Origin of the sequence: Amycolatopsis lexingtonensis, from assembly GCF_014873755.1 — a bacterium.
GTDB classification, from domain to species: Bacteria; Actinomycetota; Actinomycetes; order Mycobacteriales; family Pseudonocardiaceae; genus Amycolatopsis; species Amycolatopsis lexingtonensis.
The window spans coordinates 10,035,532-10,060,263 of sequence record NZ_JADBEG010000001.1; the positions used below are offsets into that span (position 1 = coordinate 10,035,532).

Annotated in this window: 4 protein-coding genes; 3 read left to right on the forward strand and 1 reads right to left on the reverse strand. The window is 74.0% G+C overall.

Annotation, left to right across the window (positions count from 1 at the left end; genetic code table 11):
• Positions 1-37: 37 nt before the first annotated feature.
• A complete protein-coding gene (locus H4696_RS46455) occupies positions 38-829 on the reverse strand; it encodes a hypothetical protein (protein WP_086863360.1) in 792 nt (263 codons plus the stop codon).
• Between the two features lie 200 nt (positions 830-1,029).
• On the opposite strand from H4696_RS46455, the gene H4696_RS46460 reads away from it, so the two are divergent.
• The 3 genes from H4696_RS46460 (at position 1,030) to H4696_RS50540 (ending at position 24,724) form a co-directional block, all read left to right on the forward strand.
• Positions 1,030-2,520 carry an FAD-binding oxidoreductase gene (locus tag H4696_RS46460; RefSeq protein WP_225956002.1) on the forward strand — a complete coding sequence of 497 codons (1,491 nt, stop codon included), beginning with the start codon at positions 1,030-1,032 and terminating at the stop codon, positions 2,518-2,520.
• A gap of 21 nt (positions 2,521-2,541) precedes the next feature.
• Positions 2,542-5,292, forward strand: a complete 2,751-nt coding sequence (locus H4696_RS46465) for an acyltransferase domain-containing protein (protein ID WP_192782914.1) — start codon at positions 2,542-2,544, stop codon at positions 5,290-5,292.
• 61 nt (positions 5,293-5,353) lie between these two features.
• Positions 5,354-24,724 carry a type I polyketide synthase gene (locus H4696_RS50540; protein ID WP_225956003.1) on the forward strand — a complete coding sequence of 6,457 codons (19,371 nt, stop codon included), beginning with the start codon at positions 5,354-5,356 and terminating at the stop codon, positions 24,722-24,724.
• Positions 24,725-24,732 lie beyond the last annotated feature (8 nt).

Sequence of the window (24,732 nt, forward strand, 5' to 3'; positions counted from 1 at the left end):
CAGCTCTCCTGCTGGATTTCCGGAAGAAAAGGGGCGGTCAGGCGAGCAGGCCGCTGACGGCCTGCGCGACCTCCGGCTGGCTGAGCAGGCCGGAGTGGTCGATGTCGAAGCGGACTTCGCGCGCGCCGATCTCCAGCGCGCCGGGCAGCTCGGCCGAGCGGATGACGTCCACCCCGGACAGGTCGGCGGGGACGGTCAGCTGCGAAGCGGCCACGAGGTAGGTCATGTAGCTGCTGAACCAGGAGACGAGTTCCTCGGCGCGGTCGGCTTCCAGGCCGACGCGCTCGAAGGCGGTGCCGCCGACCTCGCGGTAGATGCGCACGAACTCCTTCGTGAGCGTCTCGAGGTCGTCGTGGGTCTGCTGCGCGGTCTCGCCGGCGGCGTGCGCGTCGCGGACCTCGTCGTCGGTCAGGACCGCGGCGAGGGCGTCCACGACGCGGAAGAAGCCGTAGTACAGCACGGTGAACCCGGTCGCGGCGGTCGGGTCGAACAGCACCACCTGGGGCTTCGCCTGCCAGGTGCCGACGCGGTCGGCGATGGCCAGCGCGAAGACGCTGGAGGCGCAGTAGCCGAATACCGCCTTGACCTCGACGCCGCTCTCCCGCAGCTCGGTGGTCCACCGGTCGAGGTAGTCGTCGCCGTTCATGCCGGTTTCGTCGCCGACGGCGGGCGGCAGGCTCTCCCACACGCCGTAGGGCGTCTCGAGGTGGGTCGCGAGCTCGGCGAACCCCGCTTCCGGTCGCCCGGTGACCGTGAAATCAACCGTGATGATTACTTCCTTGTCGTCCGCGTTCTCGTCGATCGGGTGCCATGAATGGAGTTCGGCCACGATTGCCCGCCCTTGTATTTAGCAGAATAAAGATTTCCGCAGTCTGAAGTTAGCAGCGGCCGATCGGGCCGGTAACCCCTAGCGCGCCCCTAAGCAAGAGGCTGGTGAGCAGCGGTTCCGGGGGGTTAGGGGTTGGAGCGGTCAGCGGCGTCGCCGTAGTGTTCGGCGTCGATGAATAAACTGGGGAATGAGGGCGATCGATGGGTGCGGTAACAGTTCTGCCGGACGACGCCCGGTACGCCGATCTCGTGCGCGGGGTGAATCAGCGCTGGGTCGGCAAACCCGATTACGTCCGCGTCCCGACCTCCACTGAAGAGGTGGTGGAGGCGGTCGGCACCGCCGTCCGCGAGGGCAGGCGGATCGCGGTCCGCAGCGGCGGCCACTGCGTCGAGGAGATGGTCGGCGCCGCGGACGTCCAGGTGGTCATCGACCTCTCCGAGCTCAACCGCATCGACTTCGACCCCGAGCGCGACGCCTTCGTCGTCGAGCCGGGCGCGACCGTGGGCCAGGCCTACCGGACGCTCTACAAGCGCTGGGGCGTCACCATCCCGGCCGGCTCCTGCCCGAGCGTGGGCCTGGGCGGGCACATCGCGGGTGGCGGGTACGGCCCGCTGTCGCGGAAGTTCGGCTACGTCTCCGACCACCTGTACGCGGTCGAGGTCGTCGTGGTCGACGCCGGCGGCACCGCCCGCGCGGTGGTCGCGACCCGCGACCCCGACGACGAGAACCACGACCTGTGGTGGGCTCACACCGGCGGCGGTGGCGGCAACTTCGGCGTGGTCACGCGCTACTGGCTGCGGATCCCCGGCGTGACCGGCGCCCCGGCCCAGCTGCTGCCCACCCCGCCCGCGCGGCTGCTCGTGCAGCAGGACGTCTGGGTGTGGGACATGCTCGACGAAGCCGCGTTCACCCGCCTGCTGCGCAACCACGGCGACTGGTACGAGCGCAACAGCGCGCCCGGCTCGCCCTACGACGACCTCTACAGCGGACTCTGGTGCGGCACGCGCGCGTCGCAGTTCGTCGCCATGTCGACCCAGATCGACAGCTCGCTCCCGAACGCGGCCGGCCTGCTCGACGACTACGTGGCCGCGATCCGCGAGGACCTCGGGGTGGCCCCGGCGCTGAGCAGCCGCCAGGAGCTGCCGTGGCTGCACTCGACGTCGTGGGGCGGCATCGCCGACAGCGGCGACCACACGCTGAGCTTCAAGATCAAGGCGGCCGACCTGCGCAAGCGCTGCACCGACGAGCAGGCGGGCAAGATCTACCGGCACCTGCTGCGCGAGGACTACGGCAACCACCGCGCCGGCGTGATGTTCGTCGGCTGCGGCGGCCAGATGAACGCGCTGGCGCCCGCCGACACCGCGATCGCGCAGCGCGACTCGATCCTCAAGCTCGTCTACTCCACGCACTGGGACGCCTCCGAGCAGCCCGAGGGCCACCTCGCGTGGCTGCGCGAGTTCTACGCGGACGTCTACGCCGGGACCGGCGGCGTGCCGGTACCCGACGAGCGCACCAACGGCTCCTACGTGAACAACCCGGACTTCGACGTGCAGGACGAGCGGTGGAACCGCTCCGGGCTGGCCTGGCACGAGCTCTACCACCAGCACAACTACCCGCGGCTGCAGCGGGTCAAGGCGCGCTGGGACCCGGGCGACGTGTTCCGGAACCCGTTCTCCGTGCGTCTTCCCTGAGCCCGACCCCGGAGGTATCGAGTGGCCACCCCGACCCTGACGACCGAGCACGAGCACACCGGCAGTGGTCACGACGTCGTGCCCCTGATCGTCTCCGCCGACAGCAAGGCGGGCCTGCGGTCGAAGGCCCACCGCCTCGCGCGGTACCTCGCCGAGCACCCCGACACGCCGTTCGAGTCGTTCGCGCGCTCGGTCGCCGCCGAGGACACCGGCCGGGCGCACCGGGCCGTGCTGCTGTCGGCCGGGCGCGACGGCGGCCTGCGCGGGCTGGAGGCACTCGCGGCCGGGCAGAACCCGCCCGACGTCGTGCGCGGCAGCGCCCGGCGGGCCGAGCGGGTCGTGTTCGTCTTCCCCGGCCAGGGTTCGCAGTGGCCGGGGATGGCGCTGGACCTGCTGGAGTGGTCGCCGGTGTTCGCCGGGGAGATCGCGCGCTGCGACGCCGCGCTCGCCGCGTTCGCCGACTGGTCCATTGTGGACGTCCTGCACGGCCGTCCCGGCGCGCCCACTTTGGACGATGGTGCCGACGTCGTGCAGCCGGTGCTGTTCGCGGTGATGGTGGCGCTGGCCGCGCTGTGGCGCGCGCACGGCGTCGAGCCCGCCGCCGTCGTCGGGCACAGCCTCGGCGAGGTCGCCGCGGCCTGCGCGACCGGCGCACTGTCCCACCAGGACGGGATGCGGGTGGCCGCGCGGTGGAGCCAGGCGCAGGCCACGCTGTCCGGCCGCGGCGACATGATCTCCGTCCCCCTGCCGGTCGCCGACGTCCGGTCGCGGCTGGCGGGCCGGGACGGGCTCGACATCGGGGCGGTGAACGCGCCGTCGTGGGTCGTCGTCTCCGGTGATTCCGTTGCGGTGGAAGAACTCCTGGCCGATCTGACCGCCGAAGGCGTGCGGGCCCGGCGCATCCCGGTCGGGCTGGCCGCGCACTCGCGGCACATCGACGGCATCCGCGACCGCCTGCTGGCCGACCTCGCCCCGCTCGCGCCGTCGTCCACCGCCGTCCCGTTCCACTCGACGGTGACCGAAGGCCCGCTCGACACCTCGGTGCTCGACGCCCGCTACTGGTTCCGGAACCTGCGCAACCCGGTCCGCTTCGACGAGGCCACCCGCGGGCTCGTCGAGCAGGGGCTTGGCGTCTTCGCCGAGATCAGCCCGCACCCGGTGCTCACGGTCGCGGTGCAGGACACGATCGACACGCTCGACGGCCGCGCGGTGGTGCTCGGCTCGATCCGCCGTCGCGAGGACGGCCCGCGCTCATTCCTCGGCTCGCTCGCCGCGGCCTACGTGTCCGGGGTGAGCGTCGACTGGACCGCGGCCTTCCCCGGCGGCGCCGAGCCGGTGACGCTGCCGGAGTCCGGATCGGACGCCACGGTCGCCGCCGCCGGCCTGCTCGCCGCCGGGCACCCGCTGCTCGGCGCGGCGGTCGAACTCGCCGAGGACGGCGGCTGGCTGTTCACCGGCCGGCTGTCCGCCGCGCAGCAGCCGTGGCTGGCCGGGCACACCGTGTTCGGCCGGACCGTGCTGCCCTCGGCCGTGCTCGTCGAACTCATCCTGCACGCGGCGTCCGAACTGGGCTGCGCGCGGATCGAAGAACTCACCCAGCACCTGCCGGTCGTCTTCGCCGAAGAGGCGCTTTGCCTGCAGGTGCGGATCGGCCCGGTCGACGACGCCGGGGCGCGCCGGATCGGCGTGTTCGCCCGGCCGGACTCGGTCGGGGCCGCCCAGGGCGGGCCGTGGACGCGGCACGCGACCGGGATCATGGCCGAGACCGCGGGCGCGGCGGCGACACCCGAGCCGGTCGAGTGGCCGCCGCCGGGTGCCGTCGCCGAGGACGCCGGGATCGCCCGGGACCGCTTGCGGGCACACGGTATCGAGCTGGGTCCCGAGTTCGGCGGGCTCACCGGCGCCTGGTCGCTCGACGGCGAGCTGTTCGCCGAGGTGGCACTGCCGGTGCAGGCCGGGGGCGGGGCCGGCTACGGCGTCCACCCCGCGCTGCTGGACTCCGCGCTCCAGGCGGTCGCGTTGTTCCCCGCCGCCGCGGAGTCCGAGGGTTGGCTCGCGTCGTCGTGGAGCGGGCTGGCCCTGCACACGGCCGGGGCGCCGGCGCTGCGGGTCCGGCTGCGGGCGACCGGCCCGGACTCGGTGTCGGTGGCGGCTACCGACACCGTGGGGCGGCCGGTTTTCTCCGCCGAAAACGTCGTCCTCGGGGCGCTGCCGGCGGAGTACGTCCGGGCCCCGCACACCGAACCGGTCACGCGTACCAGTCCCGGGTTGGCCGCGAGGCTGGCCGGGCTGCCCGAGCCTGCCCGCGCCGAACTGGTGCTGGACCTGGTCCTCGACCACACCGCCGAGGTACTCGGCCGGGATACGGCGATCAACGGTGACAACGCTTTCAGCGAGCTGGGCTTCGAGTCGCTCACGGCGGTGGCGCTGCGCAACCGGCTCGCCGAGGCGACCGGGCTCAAGCTGCGCACCACCCTGGTCTTCGACTACCCGACCCCGGACGCGCTGGCCGCGCACCTGCTGACGGCGCTGCAACCGTCCACTGAGGACTCCGACGTCCTCGCCGGGCTCGACCGGCTGGAGCAGGCGCTGTTCGCCGACGCGGGCGGCCCGCCGCTGCACGGCCGGGTCAAGGTCCGGCTGCGCGACCTGCTGTTCCGGCTGGACGGCGCGGACGACGCCGGCGGCCCCGAAGCCGGGGACGCCCCGCTCGACGCCGCGTCGGACGACGAGATCTTCGCACTGCTCGATCGAGAGCTCGACCTGTCCTGAGACGGGATCGGGCCGGCGCCGCCACCCCGGCGGCGCGGACAAGGCACGGAGTTGACGGCACATGTCGAACGAGGACAAGCTTCGCGACTACCTGAAGCTGGCCACCGCGGACCTGCGCCAGGCCAAGCAGCGGTTGCGGGACTTCGAGGCGCGGGACACCGAGCCGATCGCGATCGTCGGCATGGGCTGCCGCTTCCCGGGCGGGATCGAGACCCCGGAAGCGTTGTGGCGGCTGGTGACCGACGGCGAGGACGTCATCGGTGAGCTGCCCGACGGCCGGGACTGGGACCTCGCGTCGCTCTACGACCCGGACCCGTCGCGGCCCGGCACGTTCTCCATGCGCGGTGGCGCGTTCCTGCACGACGCCGACCGGTTCGACGCGGGCTTCTTCGGCATCTCCCCGCGTGAGGCGCTGGCGATGGACCCGCAGCAGCGGCTGCTGCTGGAGACGTCGTGGGAGGCCCTCGAGCGCGGCGGCATCGACCCGCGGACGCTGAAGTCGTCCCGCACCGGCGTGTTCGTCGGGGCCATGCAGCAGAACTACGTGCCGAGCTCGCACAAGGTGCCGGAGTCGGTCGAGGGGCACCTGCTCACCGGCACGATCACCAGCGTCGCCTCCGGCCGGATCGCCTACGTCCTCGGCCTGGAGGGGCCCGCGGTCACCGTCGACACCGCGTGCTCGTCGTCGCTGGTCGCCCTGCACTGGGCGGTACAGGCGCTGCGCCGCGACGAGTGCTCGCTCGCGCTGGCCGGCGGCGTCACCGTGATGGCGACGCCGGGCATCCTCATCGAGCTCAGCCGGCAGCGAGCGCTTTCCCCGGACGGGCGGTGCAAGCCGTTCTCAGCCGACGCCGACGGGTTCGGGGCCGCCGAAGGCGCCGGGATGCTGGTGCTGGAACGGCTTTCCGACGCCCAGCGCAACGGGCACCCGGTGCTCGCGGTCGTGCGCGGCTCGGCGGTCAACTCCGACGGCGCGTCGAACGGCCTGAGCGCGCCGAACGGGCCGTCGCAGGAGCGCGTGATCCTCGACGCGCTCGCCAACGCCCGCGTGGCGGCGAGCCAGGTCGACCTGATGGAGGCGCACGGCACCGGCACACCGCTCGGCGACCCGATCGAGGCACAGGCGCTGCTGGAGACCTACGGGCGCGGCCGGTCGCCGGAACAGCCGCTGTGGCTGGGTTCGGTGAAGTCGAACATCGGGCACACCCAGGCCGCGGCGGGCGTCGCCGGCGTCATGAAGGCCGTGCTGGCGTTGCAGCACTCGACGTTGCCGAAGTCGCGGCACGCCGAGCGCCCGACATCCGAAGTGGACTGGTCGGACGGCACGCTGCGGCTGCTCGCCGAGGACGTCGAGTGGCCCGAGCGCGACCACCCGCGCCGGGCGGCGGTGTCGTCCTTCGGCATCAGCGGCACGAACGCCCACGCGATCCTCGAAGCCGCGCCGCCCGCCGAGGTTTCCGAGTCTGCTCCGGTGCCCGCGGTCGTCCCGTGGGTGCTTTCCGGCCGCACGGCGGAAGCCCTGCACGCGCAGGCTGCCCGGTTGTCCGATGTGGACGGAATCGCTGACGTCGGCTACTCGCTGGCCGTGACGCGGTCGCGGTTCGAGCACCGGGCCGTCGTCGTCGGGCACGACCGGGACGAACTTCTCCGCGGGCTCGCCGCGGTCGCCGGTGGTGCGCCGGACGACGCCGTGGTAACCGGGGTCGCCGGGAAGCCGGGCAAGGTCGCGCTGGTGTTCCCGGGGCAGGGTTCGCAGTGGGCCGGGATGGCGCTGGAGCTGGCGGAGTCCGCGCCGGTGTTCGCGGCCCGCCTCGACGAATGCGGTTCGGCACTGGCGTCCTTTGTGGACTGGTCGCTGCGTGATGTGCTCGCGGACGCCGATGCTTTGGCGCGAGTCGACGTCGTGCAGCCCGCGTTGTGGGCCGTCATGGTCTCGCTGGCGGAGCTGTGGCGATCGTACGGCGTCGTCCCGGACGCGGTCGTGGGCCACTCGCAGGGCGAGATCGCGGCCGCCGTGGTGTCGGGCGCGCTGTCCCTCGAGGACGGTGCTCGTGTGGTCGCGTTGCGCAGCAAGGCGATCCTGGCGCTGGCCGGGCGCGGCGGCATGGTTTCCGTGGCCGCCCCGCGGGCGACCGTCGAGGCGCTGCTGACTGACGGGCTCTCGATCGCGGCGGTGAACGGCCCGGCCGCGGTGGTGGTCTCGGGCGAACCCCGGGCCCTGGACGCGCTGATCGCGGCGTGCGAGGCCGACGGCGTCCGCGCCAAGCGGATCCCGGTGGACTACGCGTCGCACTCCGCGCAGGTCGAGGAGATCCGCGACGAGCTCCTGAGCGTGCTCGCCCCGATCGCCCCGCGGACCGCCGACACCGGCTTCTTTTCCACCGTGACCGGCGACTGGGCCGACGGCGCCGAGCTGGACGCGACCTACTGGTACACGAACCTCCGCGGCACCGTGCTGCTCGACGACGCCGTCCGCGCGCTGACCGAGCGCGGCTTCGGCACGTTCGTCGAGGCGTCGCCGCACCCGGTGCTGACGATGGCCATCGGCGAGACCGCGACCGCGCTGGGCACCCTGCGCCGCGGCGACGGCGGGCTCGCGCGGTTCCAGCTGGCGCTGGGCGAAGCGCACTGCGCCGGCGTCGAGGTCGACTGGACCCCGGCGTTCCCCGGCGCGAGCCGCGTCGACCTGCCCACCTACGCCTTCCAGCGCGAAAGCTTCTGGCTGCGCACCGAAGACGGCCACGGCGGCCGGGTCGCGCCCGCCGACGCGCGGTTCTGGGACGTCGTCGACCGCGACGACCCGGCCGGCCTCGCGGGCACCCTCGGCGTCTCCGTCGACACCCCGCTCGACGAGGTCCTCCCGGCCTTGGCGAAGTGGCGGCGGTGCCGGACCATGGAGTCCACTGTGGACTCCTGGCGGTACGGCATCACCTGGAAGCCCGCCGACCTGCCCGCCGCGGCGCCGTCCGGGCGCTGGCTGGTCGTGCGCGGCGAAGACGGCTCCGGCCAGGACGTCGTAGACGCGCTCGCCCGCACCGCCGACGTCGAGACCCTCCTGGTCACGGACGCCGACCGGGCCGCGCTGGCCGAGCGCCTGACCGGGCCGTTCGACGGCGTGGTCTCGCTGCTCGCCGCCGACGAACGGCCACACCCGGACTTCCCGGAGAGCCCGGCCGGGCTGATCCTGACGCTCGTGCTGGCCCAGGCCCTCGGGGACGCCGGGATCGGCGCGCCGCTGTGGGTGCTGACCCGCGGCGCGGTCCGCACCGGGCCCGCGGACGAGCTGCCCGGCATTGAGCAGTCGCTGCTCTGGGGCCTCGGCCGCGTTCTCGCACTGGAGCACGCCGACCGCTGGGGCGGTCTCGTCGACCTCACCGCCGAACCCACCGCGGCCGAACTCGGCCGGCTGGGCCGGATCCTGGCCGCGCGCGGTGACGAAGACCAGCTGGCCGTGCGGCCTGGCGGCGTCCGGGTCCGGCGGCTGCACACCGCGGGGAAGGGCGAGCAGGCCCGGCCGGCGCGGTGGCGGCCCGAGGGCACGATCCTCGTCACCGGCGGCACCGGGGCGCTCGGCACGCACGTCGCCCGCTGGCTCGCCGGCGAAGGCGCGGCGCACCTGGTGCTGACCGGCCGCCGCGGTCCCGACGCGCCGGGTGCCGCCGAACTCGCCGCCGAGCTGGAAGCGCTCGGCACCCGCGTCACGCTCGCCCGCTGCGACGTCGCCGACCGCGAGGCTCTCGCCGCGCTGCTGGCGGACCTCGGCGAGCCGGTCCGTTCGGTCTTCCACGCCGCGGGCACGGTCGAGCTCCTACCGGTGACCGAGACGACCCTGCCCGGGTTCGCCGAGGTCGTCCGCGCCAAGGTGGCGGGCGCCCGGCACCTCGACGAGCTGCTCGGCGACGACCTCGACGCGTTCGTCCTGTTCTCCTCGATCGCCGGTGTCTGGGGCAGCGGTGACCACGCTGCCTACTCGGCGGCCAACAACTTCCTCGACACGCTCGCCGAGCGGCGCCGGGCCCGGGGCGCGACGGCGACGTCGATCGCCTGGGGCGTCTGGGCCCCGACGGAGATCGAGGGCCAGGGCGGGATGTCCGAAGGCGTCGACACCGGGCAGCTCGCCCGGCGCGGCCTGCCGCTGATGGACCCGGCCACGGCCGTCGCCGCACTGCACGAAACCCTCGGCCACGACGAGACCTTCGCGGTGCTCGCCGACGTCGACTGGGCCCGGTTCCTGCCGGTGTTCACCGCCGGCCGCGCCAGGCCGCTGTTCGACGACCTGCCGCAGGTCAAGCGGCTGAAGGAAACCGCGAAGGCACCCACCGCGGACGCGACCCCGCTGGCCGCGCAGCTCGCCGGGCTGTCCGGCGACGAAGCCGACCGGCTGCTCCTCGAGCTGGTCCGCGCGCAGGCCGCTGCGGTGCTCGGGCACGCGAACGGTGCCGCCGTCGAGCCGGACCGGCCGTTCACCGACCTCGGCTTCGACTCGCTGACCGCGCTCGACGTCCGCAACCGGATCGCCGCCGCGACCGGGCTGCGGCTGCCCGCGACCCTGGTCTTCGACCACCCGACGCCGGTGCGGCTCGCCGCGCACCTGCGGGACGCGGTGCTCGGCACGCGCACCGAAACCGTTGCGGTGACCCGGGTCGCGAACGCCGACGACCCGATCGCGATCATCGGCATGGGCTGCCGCTACCCCGGTGGCGTGCGGTCCGCGGACGACCTGTGGACCCTCGTCGCCGAGGGCCGCGACGCCATCTCCGGTTTCCCCACCGACCGCGGCTGGGACCTGGCGAAGCTCTTCGGCGGCGACGCCGACGAGCAGGGCACCTCGACCGTCCGCCACGGCGGCTTCCTGCACGACGTCGCCGACTTCGACGCCGGCTTCTTCGGCATCTCACCGCGGGAAGCCCTCGCCATGGACCCGCAGCAGCGGCTGCTGCTGGAGATCTCGTGGGAGGCGATCGAGCACGCCGGGATCGACCCGGCCACGCTGCGCGGCGAGCCCGCGGGGGTCTTCGTCGGCGCCAACTACCAGGACTACCACGCGCGGATGCGCGACATCCCGGACGGCCTCGAAGGGCACCTGCTCACCGGCAGCGTGTCGAGCGTGCTGTCCGGGCGGGTCGCCTACACCCTCGGCCTGGAAGGTCCCGCGCTCACCGTCGACGCGGCGTGCTCGTCGTCGCTGGTGGCGCTGCACCTGGCCGCGCAGGCCCTGCGCCGCGGCGAGTGCTCGATGGCGCTGGCGGGCGGTGTCGCGGTGATGGTGACACCGGCGTCGCTGACCGCGTTCAGCCGCCAGCGCGGCCTGGCCGCGGACGGGCGCTGCAAGGCGTTCGGCGCCGGCGCCGACGGCATGGGCATGGCCGAGGGCGCGGGCGTGGTGCTGGTCGAGCGGCTCTCCGACGCGCGCCGCCTCGGGCACCCGGTGCTCGCCGTGCTGCGCGGCAGCGCGCTGAACCAGGACGGCGCTTCGAACGGGCTCAGCGCCCCCAGCGGACCGGCGCAGCAGCGCGTGATCCGCGCGGCGCTGGCTGACGCCGGACTGTCCACTTCGGACGTCGACCTGGTGGAAGCGCACGGCACCGGCACCACGCTGGGCGACCCGATCGAGGCGCAGGCGCTGCTGGCCACCTACGGGCAGGACCGCGAGGAGCCGCTGTGGCTCGGCTCGCTCAAGTCCAACATCGGCCACGCGCAGGCCGCCGCCGGTGTCGCCGGGGTGATCAAAACCGTGCAGGCGCTGCGGCACGGGCTGATGCCGCGGACGCTGCACGCGGACACGCCTTCGTCCCATGTGGACTGGGAGAGTGGCGCGGTCCGGTTGCTCGACGAGCCGCGTCCGTGGGAGCGGCCGCGGCCGCGGCGCGCGGCGATCTCGTCGTTCGGCATCTCCGGCACGAACGCCCACGTGATCCTCGAGCAGGGCGACGTCGCCGACGTCGAGCCGACGCCCGAGCCGCCGGTGGTGCCGTGGGTGCTGTCGGCCAAATCGCCCGAGGCGCTGCAGGCGCAAGCGTTTGCGCTGCAGGGACGAGCGGCCGAGTGCAACGTGGCCGACCTCGCCTTCTCGCTGGCCACGTCCCGGACCGCCTTCCCGCACCGCGCGGTGGTCACCGGAGACCGGGACGCGCTGCTGACGGGACTTTCCGCGCTGGCGGAGGGGATTCCGGCACCGAACGTGGTCACCGGGACCGCCGTCACCGGCCGGACCGCGCTCGTGTTCCCCGGACAGGGTTCGCAGTGGGCGGGCATGGCGCTGGAGCTGGCCGGGTCGTCGCCGGTGTTCGGCGCCCGGCTCGACGAATGCGCGGCGGCTCTGTCCTCCTTTGTGGACTGGACGCTGCGGGACGTCCTGGCCGACGCTTCGGCGCTGGCACGGGTCGATGTCGTGCAGCCCGCGTTGTGGGCCGTGATGGTGTCGCTGGCCGAGCTGTGGCGCTCCTTCGGCGTGGTGCCGGACGCCGTCGTCGGGCACTCGCAGGGTGAGATCGCCGCCGCGGTCGTCTCCGGCGCGTTGTCCCTTGAGGACGGTGCTCGGGTGGTCGCGTTGCGCAGCAGGGCGATCCTGGCGCTGGCGGGCGGCGGGGGCATGGTTTCCGTTGCGGCGTCTCTGGACGCGGTGGAAGCACGGTTGACCGACGGGCTGTCGATCGCGGCGGTGAACGGCCCGGCCGCCGTCGTCGTCTCGGGTACGCCCGGCGCGCTGGACGCGCTGATCACCGCGTGCGAGGCGGACGGCGTGCGGGCCAAGCGCATCCCCGTCGACTACGCCTCCCACTCGGCGCAGGTCGAGCAGCTGCGCGGCGAACTCCTCGACGTGCTGGCCCCGATCCGGCCGCGGACCGGCGACATCGCGTTCTTCTCGACCGTCACCGGCACCTGGATCGACGGCGCCCGGCTGGACGCCGAGTACTGGTACACGAACCTGCGCGAGACCGTCCGGCTCGACGTCGCCGTCGCCACGCTCGCCGCGGAAGGGTTCGGCACGTTCGTCGAGTCCTCGCCGCACCCGGTGCTGACGATGGCGATCGGCGAGACCGACGGCGTCGAGGCGCTCGGTTCGCTGCGCCGCGACGATGGCGGGTACGAGCGGTTCCTGCGTTCGCTCGGCGAGGCGCACGTGCGCGGGGTCGCCGTGGATTGGACGCCCGCGTTCCCCGGCGCCCACCGCGTCGACCTGCCGACTTACGCTTTCCAGCGCCGCCGCTACTGGCTCGACGCGGGGGTCGCGCCGCAGTCGGCCGCCGACCCGGTGGACGCCGCTTTCTGGGCCGCCGTCGACGGTCTCGACCTCGACGCCGTCGCCGGCACCCTCGACGTGGCGCCGGGCAGCACCCTGGCCGAAGTCCTGCCCGCGCTGACCCGCTGGCGTGAGCGCGCCCGCGCCGCGTCCGAAGTGGACTCCTGGCGCTACCGCGTCGAGTGGAAGCCTGTCGCCACGCCGGCTACTCCGGAGCTGTCCGGGCGCTGGCTGGTCGTCGTCCCGGCGGGACACGACGACTGCGGTGTCCCGGCTGCTTTGGCGGCCCACGGTGCCGAGCCCGTCGTGGTCTCCGAGTTCACCGCCGCGGACGGGTTCGCCGGGGTTGTCTCCCTGCTCGCGCTGGACGAAACGCCCGCGCCGGAAGCGGACTTCCTGCCCGCCGGTGCCACCGCGAACCTCGCGCTGGCCCAGGCCATGGCCACGGGCGAGACGCCGTTGTGGCTGCTGACCCGCGGCGGGACCGACCTGCGTCCGGCGCAGGCTATGACGTGGGGCCTGGGCCGCGTGATCGGGCTCGAACTGCCGGGGATCTGGGGCGGGCTGCTCGACCTGCCCGCCGAACCGGACGCCGCGACCGCGGGCCTGATCGCCGCCGCACTGTCCGGAGTGGACGACGAGGACCAGGTCGCGATCCGGCCGGCCAGGCTGCTGGCGCGGCGGCTGGTCCGCGCCCCCTTCACCCCGCCCGCCGAGCGCTGGAAGCCGCGCGGCACGGTCCTGATCACCGGCGGCACCGGGGCACTGGGGGCGCACGTCGCCCGCCGCCTCGCCGCCGACGGTGCCGAGCACCTGGTGCTCACCAGCCGCCGCGGTCCGGACGCGCCGGACGCGGCGGACCTCGAAGCCGAGCTGACCGCGCTGGGTACCCGGGTCACGATCGCCGCGTGCGACGTCGCCGACCGCGAGTCGCTCGGCGCGCTGCTGGCGGAGCTGGACGAACCGGTGCGCGCGGTCGTGCACGCCGCCGGGCTGCCGCAGGCGACCCCCGTGCTGGAGACGACGGCGGCCGAGTTCGCCGACGTCATCGGCGGCAAGGTCGCGGGCGCCCGCAACCTGGACGAGCTGCTCGGCGACGACGTCGACGCCTTCGTGCTCTTCTCCTCGAACGCCGGTGTCTGGGGCTCCGGCGGCCAGGGGGCGTACGGCGCGGGCAACGCCTACCTCGACGTCCTCGCCGAGCAGCGCCGCGCCCGCGGGGCCGCTGCCACCTCGGTCGCCTGGGGCTTCTGGGGCGGCGGGGGCATGGCGGGCGACGTCGAGCTGGAAGACCAGCTGCGCCGCCGCGGCCTTCGCGAGATGGCGCCGGAAGCCGCGGTGGAGGCGCTCTGCCAGGCCCTCGACGCGAACGAGGTCTTCCTGGCCGTGGCCGACGTCGACTGGGCGCGGTTCGCGCCCGGCTTCACGCTGTCGCGGCGGCGTCCGTTGATCGAAGACATCCCGGAGGTCCGGGCGCTGCTCGACACCGCGGACGAGCCCTCGGTGGAGCGTCCGGCACTCGCCCGCCGGGTGGCCGAGCTGGGTGAGGCCGAGGCCCGCCGGCTGCTGCTCGACCTCGTCCGCGGCCAGGCCGCGTCGGTCCTCGGGCACGACTCGGCGACCGCGGTCCCGGCCGGCCGGGCGTTCCGGGAGCTGGGCTTCGACTCGCTGACCGCGGTCGAGGTCCGCAACCGGATCAACGCGGCGACCGGGCTGACCCTGCCCGCGACGCTGGTGTTCGACCACCCGACCCCGGCCGCGCTCGCCGAAGAACTGCACCGGCTGCTGCTGGGCCGCACCGAAACCGCGGTCGTCACCTCGGCCGCCGCCACCGACGAACCGATCGCGATCGTCGCGATGGGCTGCCGCTTCCCCGGCGGCGTGCGTTCGCCGGAGGACCTCTGGCGCCTGGTCACCGACGGCACCGACGCGCTGACCGCGTTCCCGGCCGACCGTGGCTGGGACCTGACTTCCTTCGGCGACGCGGAATTCGCCGAGGTCGGCGGCTTCGTGACCGGCGCGGCCGACTTCGACGCGGGCTTTTTCGGCATCTCGCCGCGGGAAGCACTGGCGATGGACCCGCAGCAGCGGGTGCTGCTGGAAACGGCGTGGGAGGTGTTCGAACGCGCGGGCGTCGACCCGGCGTCGCTGCGCGGCAGCGCGACCGGCGTGTTCGTCGGGGCCAGCAGTTCCGGCTACGGCTCGAACCTCGAACAGGGACCGTCCGGTTCGGAGGGTTACCTGCTCACCGGCGAAGCCCCCAGCGTGATGTCCGGGCGCTTGTCGTACACCTTCGGCCTGGAGGGCCCGGCCGTCACCGTCGACACGGCGTGCTCATCGGCGCTGGTCGCGATGCACCTGGCGAGCCAGGCGCTGCGGCAGGGCGAATGCTCGCTGGCGCTGGCCGGCGGCGTGGCGATCATGGCCAAGCCGATGGCGTTCCTGGAGTTCGCCCGCCAGCGCGGCCTGGCCGCGGACGGCCGCTGCAAGCCCTTCGCCGACGCGGCCGACGGAACCGGCTGGGGCGAAGGCGTCGGCCTGATCCTCCTGGAGCGCCTCTCGGACGCCGAACGCAACGGCCACCAGATCCTCGCCGTCGTTCGAGGTTCGGCGGTCAACCAGGACGGCGCGTCCAACGGCCTGAGCGCCCCGAACGGCCCCTCCCAGCAGCGGGTCATCCGAGCCGCCCTCGCGAACGCGGGCTTGTCCACTTCGGACGTCGACGCAGTCGAAGCGCACGGCACCGGCACCCGCCTCGGCGACCCCATCGAGGCCCAAGCCCTCCTGGCCACGTACGGCCAAGACCGCGACGAGCCCCTCTGGCTCGGCTCGGTCAAGTCCAACCTCGGCCACACCCAGGCCGCGGCCGGGATGGCCGGCGTGATCAAGACGGTCGAAGCCCTGCGGCACGGCATCTTGCCGCGCACGCTGCACGTCGATGCGCCTTCGTCCCAAGTGGACTGGTCTGCCGGGTCCGTCGAACTGCTCACCGAGTCCCGCGATTGGCCGGAGCGTGACCGCCCGCGCCGGGCCGCCGTGTCGGCGTTCGGCGTCAGCGGCACGAACGTCCACACGATCCTGGAACAGGCCCCGGCGGCCGAGCCCCAGCCGGAGCCGTCCCCGACGGACGCACTGCTGCCGCTGGTGTTCTCCGCTCACACCCCCGCCGCGCTCGACACCCTGACCACCCAACTCCCGGACGCGAACCCCCTCGACATCGGCTTCTCCCTGGCCACCACCCGAGCCCGCCTGGACCACCGCGCGGTGCTCCTGGACGACGACATCATCACGGGCACAGCCGACCCGGACGCGTTGCTGGCGGTCCTCTTCACCGGCCAAGGCGCCCAGCGAGTCGGAATGGGCGAGACTCTCTACGCCCGCTTCCCCGTCTACGCCGCCGCCTTCGACGAGATCCTCACCCACTTCGATCCCGCACTCCGCAAGGCCTTCACCGACCCCGACCTACTGGACCGCACCGAGTTCACCCAACCGGCACTCTTCGCCGTCGAGGTAGCCCTCTTCCGCCTGGTCGAGTCCTTCGGCATCCGCCCAGATTTCGTAGCAGGCCACTCAATCGGCGAAATCTCCGCTGCCCACGTAGCCGGTGTCCTGTCCCTGGAAGACGCCTGTCGCCTGGTTTCCGCCCGCGCCTCCCTGATGCAAGCCCTCCCGCCCGGCGGCGCGATGGTCTCGATCGCCGCCCCCGAGTCGGCCATCACCCTCACCGAGGGCGTCTCCATCGCCGCAATCAACACTCCGGAGTCGGTGGTCATTTCCGGCGAGGAGTCCGCGGTCCTGGCGATCGCCGCGCAGTTCCCGAAAACCAAGCGCCTCACCGTCAGCCACGCGTTCCACTCGCCGCTGATGGACCCGATGCTGGAGGACTTCCGCGCCGTCGCCGAGTCCCTGACCTACCGCTCCGCGACGATACCGGTGATCTCGAATGTGAGCGGTGCTCTCGCCGAGCCGTTCACCGCCGACTACTGGGTCCGCCACGTCCGCGAAGCAGTCCGCTTCGCCGACGGCATCTTCACGCTGCAAGCCGCAGGCGTCGGCGTCTTCCTCGAGCTGGGCCCGGACGGCGTCCTCAGCGCGATGGTCGACGGAACCGCGATCAGTGCTCTACGACGAGACCGCTCCGAAGAGAGAGCGCTGCTCACCGCGTTGAGCACCGTTCATGTCCACGGCATCGACGTCGACTGGGCACCGTTCTTCCCCGGCGGCCGCCGCATCGACCTCCCGACCTACCCGTTCCAGCGCGACCGCTACTGGCCGCGCACCGGAGCACCCCGGGGCGACCTCGGCGCGGTCGGCGTGGGCGCGCTCGAACACCCGCTGCTCGGCGCGGCCGTCGACCTCGCCGGCGACGAAGGCACCGTCCTCAGTGGACGCCTCTCGCTGGAGACGCACGCGTGGCTGGCCGGGCACGCGCTGTCCGGCACCGTGCTCGTTCCCGGTACCGCGCTGCTCGAACTCGTGGTCCAAGCCGGTGACCAGGTCGGCTGCACCGTCGTCGACGAGCTGACCTTCGCCGCCCCGCTGGTCCTTCCTGCCCGCGGCGCGGTCACCGTCCAGGTATCCGCCGGTCCGGCCGACACCGCGGGACGCCGCCCGATCGCGGTGCACTCGCGGAGCGCCGACGCCGACTGGACGCAGCACGCCACCGGCAGCGTCAGCCAGGCGGCACTTTCACGTGAAAGTGCCGCCGAATGGCCGCCGGCGGGGGCCGAACCGGTCGACACCACCGGGCTCTACGCGCGGCTCGCCGCGATGGGGTTCGCCTACGGGGAAGCCTTCGGCGGCCTCATCAGCGTCTGGCGCGACGGCACCGACGTCTTCGCCGAAGTCTCGCTGCCGGAACCGTTCGACGCCACCGGGTACGCGGTGCACCCGGCCCTGCTCGACGCCGCCCTGCACCCGCTGGGCCTCGGCATTGTCACCCCGGACGACGGCGCCGCCCGGATGCCGTTCTCCTTCACCCGCGTCGCGGTGCACGCCGCCGGCGCCACCGAACTCCGGGTCCGGCTGAGCCCGGCGGGGGAGAACGCCGTCGCGCTCACCGCGTGGGACACCACCGGCGCCCCCGTGGTGACCGTCGGATCGCTGCTGCTGCGCCCGGTCGCCCCGGCCGCGGCCACCGTCCCGGACACGCTCTTCGAGCAGGTCTGGACCGAGGTCACCGCCGCCCCCGGCACCTCCCAGGCGGACCTCGACTTCGCGACGGTCACCGGCGGCGACGTGCACGAGACCACCGGCCGGGTCCTCGGCCGCCTGCAGGCCTGGCTCGCCGAAGAACGGCCGGGCAAGCTCGTCGTCGTCACCCGCGGCGCGGCCGACGGCGACCTCGCCGCGGCGGCCGTGGCCGGGCTGGTGCGGTCCGCACAGTCGGAACACCCGGGCCGGTTCCTCCTGGCCGACGTCGACGACGACCCGCGCTCGCAAGACCTCCTGTCCACTGTGGACGCGTTCGACGAGCCGCAACTGCGTCTACGCGAAGGCATCGCGACGGCCCCGCGGCTGGTCCGCGCGACCGGCATGCCGCTGACGCCGACGAGCGAATCCTGGCGGCTCGGCACCACCGGCGGCGGCACGACCGACAGCCTGGCGCTGACCGAAACGACCGAAGCGCCGCTGGCGGCGGGCGACGTCCGGATCGAGGTCCGCGCCGCCGGGCTGAACTTCCGCGACGTGCTCATCTCCCTCGGCATGTACCCGGACCCCGAGGCCCGCCTCGGCTCCGAAGCCGCCGGCGTGGTCGTCGAGATCGGCGAGGGGGTTCAAAACCTCGCCGTCGGAGATCGCGTGTTCGGCCTCGTCGACGACGCCTTCGCGCCGCGGGCCACCGCCGACGCGCGCCGCCTGGCGCCGATCCCCGGCGGGTGGACGTTCGCCGAGGCGGCGACCGTCCCGGTCGCGTTCGTCACCGCCTACTACGGCCTGTTCGACCTCGGCGGCCTCGAAGCGGGCCAGTCGGTGCTCGTGCACGCGGCGGCCGGCGGCGTCGGGATGGCCGCGGTGCAGCTGGCGCGGTGGAAGGGCGCCGAAGTGTTCGCGACCGCGAGCGAAGGCAAGCACGCCGTGCTGCGCTCGCTCGGCCTCGACGACGCGCACCTGGCCAGCTCGCGCACGCTGGACTTCCGCGAGAAGTTCCGCGGTGGCGTCGACGTCGTCCTGAACTCGCTGACCGGCGCGTTCACCGACGCCTCGCTGGAGCTGCTGAAGCCCGGCGGGCAGTTCGTGGAGCTGGGCAAGACCGACGTCCGCGAGGGCGACGGCTACCACACGTTCGACCTCGGCGACCCGGGCGCGGACCGGATCGCCGCCATCCTCGCCGACCTGCTGGCCGCCTTCGGCCGCGGTGAGCTGACGCCGTTGCCGGTGCGCGCCTGGGACCTCGGCCGCGCCGCGGAGGCGTTCCGCTTCGTCAGCCAGGCCAAGCACATCGGCAAGAACGTGCTCACGCTGCCGCGGCCCGAACCGGCCGGCACCGTGCTCGTCACCGGTGGTACCGGCACGCTCGGCGCCGCCGTGGCCCGGCACCTCGCCCGCCGCCCCGGCGTCGAGCGGCTGGTGCTCGTCGGCCGGCGGGGCGTGGACGCGCCCGGTGCCGCCGGGCTCGTCGACGAACTGACCGCGCTCGGCGTCGAGGCGGTCGTGGCCGCCGGCGACGCGGCCGAGCCCGGTTTCGTGGCGGACGTGCTGCGGGCGATCCCCGCCGGGCAGCCGCTGATCGGGGTGGTGCACGCGGCCGGCGTACTGGACGACGGCGTGCTCGAAGCGCAGACACCGGCACGGGTTTCCGCCGTGCTCCGCGCCAAAGTGGACGGTGCGGAGGCGCTCGACAGGCTTACCCGGGACCACGACCTGGCCTGGTTCGTCCTGTTCTCCTCGGTCGCCGGGATCGTCGGCGCGGCCGGGCAAAGCGGGTACGCCGCGGCGAACAGCGCCCTCGACGCGCTGGCCGCCCGACGCCGTTCCCGTGGCCTGCCCGCGGTTTCCCTCGCCTGGGGCCAGTGGGCCCTCGGCAGCGCGATGACCGGCAAGCTGGGCGAGCGCGACCGCGGCCGCATCGAGCGCGCCGGCATCCGGCCGCTGTCCACAGAGGACGCCCTCGCCGCGATGGACGCCGCGATCGGGCTCGGCCGGCCGGTCGCCGTGCCGATGCGCCTGGACCTGACCGCGCTGCGCGCCGCGGAAGACCTGGCCCCGTTGTGGCGCGGGCTCGTCCGCACGCCCGTCCGCCGGAGCGTGCGGACCGCCGTCGCCGACGATGGCTGGGCCGCGCAGCTCGCCGGCCTCGACCCCGAAGCGGCGCGCGAGCGGCTGCTGGACCTCGTCCGCAAGCACGTCGCGGCGGTGCTGGGACACGCGAGCCCGGACGCGGTCGACCCCGCGAAGGCGTTCAAGGACAGCGGTTTCGACTCGCTGACCGCGGTCGAGCTGCGCAACCGGCTCGCCACCGCGACCGGCCGCACGCTGCCCGCGACGCTCGTCTTCGACTACCCGAACCCCGAGGTGCTCGCCGGTCACCTGTACGGCGAGCTGGCGGGCGCGGCCCCCGCGGCGGCGCCGGCCGCCCGGACGCGGAGCCGGGAGGACGACCCGATCGCCATCGTGGCGATGAGCTGCCGCTTCCCCGGGGACGTCGATTCGGCCGATGCACTGTGGCGGCTGGTCGCCGAGGGCCGCGACGCCATCGGCGGGTTCCCGGCCGACCGCGGCTGGCCGGTCGACGAGCTGTACCACCCGGACCCGGCGCACCCGGGCACGTTCTACGCGTCCGGGGGCGGTTTCCTGCCCGGCGCCGCGCAGTTCGACGCCGCGTTCTTCGGCATCTCGCCGCGCGAGGCGCTCGCGATGGACCCGCAGCAACGGCTGCTGCTGGAAGTCTCGTGGGAAGCCTTCGAGCGGGCGGGGATCGAGCCGGGCACGTTGCGAGGCAGCAACACCGGCGTGTTCGTCGGCGCCGCCCACTCCGGGTACGCCGCCGGTGCCACCGCCGCCACGGACGGCGTCGAAGGGCACCTGATGACCGGCAACGCGGGCAGCGTGCTGTCCGGGCGGGTCGCGTATCACCTGGGTCTGGAGGGTTCCGCGGTCACCGTGGACACCGCGTGCTCGTCGTCGCTGGTCGCGCTGCACCTGGCGGGCCAGGCCCTCCGCCAGGGCGAATGCGACCTCGCGCTGGCCGGCGGTGTCGCGATCCTCGGCACGCCGGACATCTTCGTCGAGTTCAGCCGCCAACGCGGCCTGTCCCCGGACGGCCGGTGCAAGGCCTTCTCGGACTCGGCCGACGGCACCGGCTGGAGCGAAGGCGCGGGCATGGTCGTGCTGGAGCGGCTGTCGGACGCCCGGCGCAACGGCCACGAGGTCCTCGCGCTCCTGCGCGGTTCGGCCGTCAACTCCGACGGCGCTTCGAACGGCCTGACCGCGCCGAACGGACCCTCCCAGCAACGCGTGATCCGCGCGGCGCTGGCGAGCGCCGGTCTGTCCACTTCGGACGTCGACGCGGTGGAAGCACACGGCACCGGCACCACCCTCGGCGACCCGATCGAGGCACAGGCGGTGCTGGCGACCTACGGCCAGGACCGCGAGGAACCGCTGTGGCTGGGCTCGCTGAAGTCCAACCTCGGCCACACACAATCGGCCGCGGGCGTGGCCGGCGTGATCAAGATGGTCATGGCCATGCGCCACGGCGTGCTCCCGAAGACCCTGCACGTCGACGCGCCATCGTCCCGGGTGGACTGGGAAGCGGGCGCGGTCGAGCTGCTCACCGAGCAGCGGCCGTGGCCGGCCACCGGGCATCCGCGCCGGGCCGGGATCTCGGCGTTCGGCATCTCGGGCACCAACGCCCACGCGATTCTGGAACTGCCCACCGAACCGACACCGGCTGTGACTGTCGCACCGGAACCGCCGGTGATCGCCTGGACGCTGTCGGCCAAGGGCGAACCGGCCTTGCGAGCCCAGGCCCGCAAACTGGCGGCCGCGGTCAACGATGCTCCGCCGTCGGCGGTCGCCGGGGCACTTCTCACCCGCACCCGCTTCGACGACCGCGCGGTCGTGCTCGGCGGCAGCCGCGACGAACTGCTCTCCGGCCTGACCGCCCTGGCCAAGGGCGAGTCCGCCCCCGGCGTCGTCCGCGGCACGGCGTCGCCGGGCAAGCTCGCCATATTGTTCACCGGCCAGGGCGCGCAACGCGTCGGCATGGGCCGTGAGCTGTACGACCGCTACCCGGTCTACGCAGCGGCCTTCGACACCATCTGCGCCGAGTTCACCGTGCCAGTCCGGGACGTCGTCTTCGGCGACGCGCCGGGCCTGGACGAGACCGGCTTCACCCAGCCGGCTCTCTTCGCCGTCGAAGTGGCGCTGTACCGGCTCTTCGAGTCGTGGGGCGTCCGGCCGTCGTTCGTCGCCGGGCACTCGATCGGCGAGCTGGCCGCCGCGCACGTCGCCGGGGTGTTCTCCCTCGAAGACGCGTGCCTGCTCGTCTCGGCCCGGGCCGCACTGATGCAGGCGCTGCCCAAGGGCGGCGCGATGGTGTCGATCGCCGCCCCGGAGGCCGAGGTGCTGCCGCTGCTGGGCGACCGGGTGTCGATCGCGGCGATCAACGGCCCGGCCTCGGTCGTCGTCTCCGGCGACGAGCCCGAAGTCCTCGCCCTCGCCGCGGAGTTCGCGGGCCGCGGCGTGCGGACCAAGCGGCTCAGCGTCAGCCACGCCTTCCACTCACCGCACCTCGACCCGATGCTCGACGAGTTCCGCGCGGCGGCCGACAAGGTCACCTACCACCCGGCGGAGATACCGGTGATCTCGAATGTGAGCGGTGCTCTCGCCGAGCCGTTCACCGCGGACTACTGGGTGGAGCACGTCCGTGAAGCCGTCCGGTTCGCCGACGGCGTCGCGACGTTCGAAGCCCAGGGCGCCCGCTTCTTCCTGGAACTGGGCCCGGACGGCGTGCTCAGCTCGATGGCCCGCGAGAACGTGTCCGAGAACGCCGTGGTCGTGCCGTCGCTGCGCCGAGACCGGCCGGAGGAAGCGGCGGCGCTCACTGCGCTGTCGACGCTGTTCGCGAACGGCGCGGCCGCGGACCTCTCGGCGGTCTTCGCGCCCGCCGGGCGCGTGGCCTTGCCGACCTACGCCTTCCAGCACGAGCACTACTGGCTCGAACCGGCCGCCCCCGCACCCGCCGCGGACACCGCGTTCTGGTCGGCGGTCGAACGCGCGGACGTCGGCGAGCTGGCCGGCGCGCTGGCGATCGACGAGGCCCAGCGCGAATCCCTGACCGCCCTGCTGCCCGCGTTGTCGACTTGGCGACGCCAGCGGGACGAAGAGTCCGTTGTGGACTCCTGGCGCTACCGGGTCACCTGGGAACCGGCCCGCGAAACCGGAGCGACGCCGCAAGGCACCTGGCTGCTGGCCGTCCCGGCCACGGAAACCGCCCTCGGCGACCGCATCGCCGCGGCCCTCACCGCGAACGGCGTCACGGTCACGCGGCTGGACGACCCCACCGAAGCCGATCTGGCCGAAGCAACAGCCGACGCCGTCCTGTCCCTGCTAGCGCTCACGCCGGGAACCGACGTTGTCTCGCCCGGGGTAGCGGACACCCTCGCCCTCCTTCGGGCGGTCAACGGCATTCCAGTGTGGACAGTCACCCGTGGCGCCGTCACGACCGGCCCCGCCGACGCGGCCCCCGACGCCGTCCAGGCCCAGGTCTGGGGGCTCGGCCGCAGCGCCGCCCTCGACCGCCCGGCCGGCTGGGGCGGCCTGGTCGACCTGCCCGCGGAATTCGACGACCGGACCGGCGAACTTCTCGTCCAGGCACTGGCCGACCCGGCCGAGGACCAGGTCGCGCTGCGGGACGGACGGCTCGTCCGGCGGCTCGTCCCGGTCACCGGCGCGCCCGCCGGACGGCCGTGGCAGCCCTGCGGCACGGTGCTGGTCACCGGCGGCACGGGCGCGCTCGGCGCCCACGTCGCCCGCTGGCTCGCGACCGCCGGCGCGGAGCGGATCGTCCTCACCAGCCGCCGCGGCGGCCAGGCGCCGGGCGCGGAAGACCTCCGGGCGGAGCTGACCGCACTGGGCGCCGACGTCACGATCGCGGCCTGCGACGTCGCCGATCGCACCGCCCTCGCCGAGGTGCTCGACGGCATCCGCGACGACCTCACCGCCGTCGTCCACGCGGCCGGCACCGGGGGAGCGACCCCGTTGGAAGACACCGATCTCACGCCGTTCGCGGACATCCTGGCCGCCAAGGTGGCCGGCGCCGAGAATCTCGACGCCCTGCTCGGTGACACCGAACTGGACGCCTTCGTGCTGTTCTCGTCGATCGCCGGGGTCTGGGGCAGCGGCGGCCAGTCCGCGTACGGGGCCGCCAACGCCCACCTCGACGCGGTCGCCCGCCGCCGCCGGGCTGCCGGCCGGACCGCGACCGCGCTCGCCTGGGGCCCCTGGGCCGACGGCGGCATGGCGGCCGATCACGACGCCGAGGATTACTTGCGGCGCCGCGGTTTGCGCACCCTGCGGCCCGCCCTCGCCGTCCGCGCGCTCGCCGGCGCGGTCGGGCGGGACGAGACCACGCTGACCCTGGCCGACGTCGACTGGGATCGGTTCGTGCCGGCATTCACCTCGGCCCGGCCGAGCGCTTTCCTGCTCGGGGTGCCGGACGCGCGCCGGGTTCTCGAAGCGGCCGTACCGGTGGCCGACGGCGACCGGCGGGAAGAGCTGGCCGAGCTGTCCCCGGCGGAGGCCGAGCGGACGGTGCTGGGCCTGGTCCGCGCCGAGGCGGCGGTCGCGCTGGGGCACCGCGGTGCCGACGCCGTCCCGGCGGCCCGGCCGTTCACCGAGCTGGGCTTCGATTCCCTGACCTCGGTCGAGTTCCGCAACCGCCTCGCGGCGGCGGCCGGCGTGACCCTGCCCGCGACGGTCGTCTTCGACCACCCGACCCCGGCGGCGCTGGCCGCGCACCTGCTGGAAGTTCTGCGGCCCGGCGCCGCGGCCGACCCCGAAGAAGCCCGGATCCGGGCGGCGCTGGCCACCGTGCCGCTGGCGAAGTTCCGCGACGCCGGCCTCATGTCGGCGCTGCTGGAGCTGGCCGGGCTCGAGGACGCCGCCGCCGACCCCGGCGACGACCTGGACGAGCTGGACGCCGAAGCGCTGGTGCGGCTGGCGCTGGACGGTACCGATTCCCGATGACCCACCCC

Bases quoted from the DNA above. Each gene is read 5' to 3' on its own strand.
- H4696_RS46460 (WP_225956002.1), top strand. From the start codon at position 1,030: ATGGGTGCGGTAACAGTTCTGCCGGACGACGCCCGGTACGCCGATCTC.
- H4696_RS50540 (WP_225956003.1), top strand. From the start codon at position 5,354: ATGTCGAACGAGGACAAGCTTCGCGACTACCTGAAGCTGGCCACCGCG.